The sequence below is a fragment of the Saccharopolyspora sp. genome (assembly GCF_017434145.1).
Classification (GTDB): domain Bacteria; phylum Actinomycetota; class Actinomycetes; order Mycobacteriales; family Pseudonocardiaceae; genus Saccharopolyspora_C; species Saccharopolyspora_C galaxeae.
The window spans coordinates 1-2,811 of the sequence record NZ_JAFRFW010000722.1 but is presented as its reverse complement, the minus strand read 5'-3'; the positions used below and the strand labels follow the sequence as shown (position 1 = coordinate 2,811).

Annotated in this window: 4 protein-coding genes; 3 read left to right on the top strand and 1 reads right to left on the bottom strand. The window is 73.4% G+C overall.

Going from position 1 to position 2,811, the window contains the following annotated elements; all coding sequences use genetic code 11:
• Positions 1 to 132 precede the first annotated feature (132 nt).
• The 3 genes from IJH84_RS19650 (at position 133) to IJH84_RS19640 (ending at position 2,378) form a co-directional block, all read left to right on the top strand.
• Complete coding sequence (locus IJH84_RS19650) at positions 133 to 1,089, top strand: DMT family transporter (protein WP_295147275.1); 957 nt, start codon at positions 133 to 135, stop codon at positions 1,087 to 1,089.
• 58 nt (positions 1,090 to 1,147) lie between these two features.
• A complete protein-coding gene (locus IJH84_RS19645) occupies positions 1,148 to 2,011 on the top strand; it encodes a bifunctional methylenetetrahydrofolate dehydrogenase/methenyltetrahydrofolate cyclohydrolase (RefSeq protein WP_200068519.1) in 864 nt (287 codons plus the stop codon).
• 70 nt (positions 2,012 to 2,081) lie between these two features.
• Positions 2,082 to 2,378, top strand: coding sequence for a DUF3017 domain-containing protein (locus tag IJH84_RS19640; RefSeq protein ID WP_200068520.1), 297 nt, complete (start codon positions 2,082 to 2,084; stop codon positions 2,376 to 2,378).
• 100 nt (positions 2,379 to 2,478) lie between these two features.
• Here IJH84_RS19640 and IJH84_RS19635 read toward each other — a convergent pair.
• On the bottom strand, positions 2,479 to 2,811 hold a 333-nt coding region (locus IJH84_RS19635), incomplete at its 5' end, for a DUF4253 domain-containing protein (RefSeq protein ID WP_295147261.1).

Genomic DNA, 2,811 nt, shown 5'->3' with positions numbered 1-2,811 from the left:
GCTGGATGCCACGGGGCCGGCCGCTGCTGCGGCGGCCGCGGCCGGGTTCGCACTCGGCGCGGTGTGCCTCGTCGCACATCGCAGCCTCCGGGAGTCGCTTTCCGCGCAGTCCGCGGAGCACACTGCCGCCACGTGAGTGCTCAAGCCCGTTCCACCGCCCGCGACCGAGTCCTCGGTCTGCTCGGGGCGATCGCAGTCGGAGTGCTGCTTTCCGTGCAGTCCCGGATCAACGGCACGCTCGGTGCGCGGCTGCAGGACGGTGCCGCCGCGGCGCTGATCTCCTTCGGCTCGGGGCTGGTGGTGCTGTTGATCGGCACCGCGTTCCTGCCCGCGGCGCGGCGGGGGCTGCGCCGGGTGGGCACCGCGGTTCGCGGTGGCGGGCTGCGCTGGTGGCACCTGCTCGGCGGCATCTCCGGCGGCTACCTGGTGTTCAGCCAGAGCCTGACCGCGGCGACGCTCGGGGTAGCCCTGGTCACCGTCGCCGTGGTGGCCGGGCAGGTCAGCAGCGGGATGCTGGTGGACCGGCTCGGGCTCGGGCCCGCCGGGCCGCAGCGCGTCACCCCGCCGCGCATGATCGGCGGGGTGCTGGCGGTGATCGCGGTGGTCATCGCGGTCTCGGCGAAGCTGGGCGGGTCGGCGGCCAGCTGGCTGATCCTGGTGCCCGCGCTGGCCGGCATCGGTGTCGCGTGGCAGCAGGCGGTCAACGGCCGGGTGAAGCAGACCGCGGACTCCGCCGCCTCCGCCGCAGTGATCAACTTCGGTACGGGGACGGCAGCGCTGGCCGTGGCATGGGTGGCGGAACTCGCGGTGCGCGGCCTGCCCTCGTCGCTGCCGACCGCGCCGTGGCTGTACGTGGGCGGTTTCCTCGGCATCTTCGTCATCGGCGGTTCCGCCGTGCTGGTGCACTACACCGGAGTGCTGGTGCTGAGCATGGGGATGGTCGCCGGCCAGCTGCTCGGCGCGCTCGTGCTGGACCTGGTGGTGCCCGCGCCGGGCACGCACGTGGCCGCGTCCACCTTGATCGGAGTGCTGCTGACGTTCGTCGCGGTGGCCGTCGCGTCCCTGCCGGACCGGTCCGCGCGGGCTTGATCCGGCGGGCTTGATCCGACCGGGCTCCGCCGTGCGCCGTCTGCCACGATGAACGGCTGTGAGCGCGACGACGCTGGACGGCAAAGCCACCAAGAACGCGATCTACGACGAGCTGCGCGCCCGGGTGGCCGCACTCGCGGAACGCGGCGCGCAACCAGGGTTGGGCACGGTGCTGGTCGGGGACGATCCCGGCTCGCACTCCTACGTCCGCGGCAAGCACAACGACTGCGCCAAGCTGGGCATCGCCTCGCTGCGCCGGGAGCTGCCCGCCGACGTGACGCAAGCCGCGGTCGAAGCCACGTTGGACGAGCTCAACGCCGACCCGGCCTGCACCGGCTACATCGTGCAGCTGCCGCTGCCGGAGCACCTCGACGCCGGAGCGCTGCTCGAGCGCATCGCGCCGGACAAGGACGCCGACGGTCTGCACCCGATCAGCCTCGGACGGCTCGTGCTCGGTGAACCGGCCCCGCTGCCGTGCACGCCCCGCGGCATCGTCGAGCTGCTGCGCAGGCACGAAGTTCCGCTGGACGGGGCGCAGGCCGCAGTCGTCGGCCGCGGCATCACGGTCGGACGTTCGCTCGGCCTGCTGCTGACCAGGCGCAGCGAGAACGCCACCGTCACGTTGTGCCACACCGGCACGAAAGACCTGGCCGCGCAGGTGCGGCAGGCCGACATCGTGGTCGCCGCGGCCGGTCGCCCGCATCTGATCACCGCGGACATGGTCAAACCCGGCGCGGCAGTGCTCGACGTCGGCGTCACGCGCACCGACGAGGGCGTGGCCGGGGACGTGCACCCGGACGTCGCCGAGGTCGCCGGGTACCTGTCGCCGAACCCGGGCGGCGTCGGGCCGATGACGCGGGCCATGCTGCTCACCAACGTCGTCGAGGCCGCCGAGCGCGCGGAGCGCGGCGATGTCGGCTGAAGGTCCGCAGGAGGCGCGCGGGCCGGGCTCTACGATGACCCGGCATTTCGGTAGCGCGCGGGAGGTCGGCATGAGCGAACGTTTCAGCGACCGGTCGCGGCTCTGGGAGCACGTGCCGTTCGCGGTGGTGGTGCTGGTGACGGCGCTCGGGTTGCTGCGGATAGCGATGCACGCCTGGCGCGAAGGTTCGGTGTGGCTGAGCCTCGCGCTGCTGCTGGCGGCCGGGATGCGCGCGGTGCTGGCCTCGGATCAGGTCGGGTTGCTGGCGGTGCGTTCGCGCACGGTGGACATGGTGCTCTACGGCGGTTTCGGCCTGCTGCTGCTGGCGGTCGCGCTGACCATCGTCGGCGGCCCGCTGGCCTTCTGACGCGAACACCCGCGGCGAGCGAGTCGCCCAGCTCGGACCCGAGTGGAAGTCGGCGAATCCGGTCAGGTTCGGGCGTGTCCGCGCTGCGGCGCCGGGGAGTTCACTCCCACCAGAAGGACCAGGTCCGGCGGCCGCGGATTTCGCGGGCGTAGGCGGCGATGCTGCCGGATTCCTGCAGCACCCGGTCCGGGCAGAACGCCCAGTGCTCGGCCGCGACCGAAGTCGCGTGCGCCGGATCCTGCGGCGGCGCGGCCACGCTGATGTCCACCCGGTCCGGCCCGAGCCGCAGCAGCCGCGCCCCGAACCGGTCCTCCCAGCTGCGCAGCAGCGCCGACAGCCCCGCGGTGCGGGAGACGTGGTTGGACGCCCCGGACCAGCCGAGCACGGTCAGCACGTCGGCGCCGCGGCGCACCGGCACCAGCGCCAGCCGGGT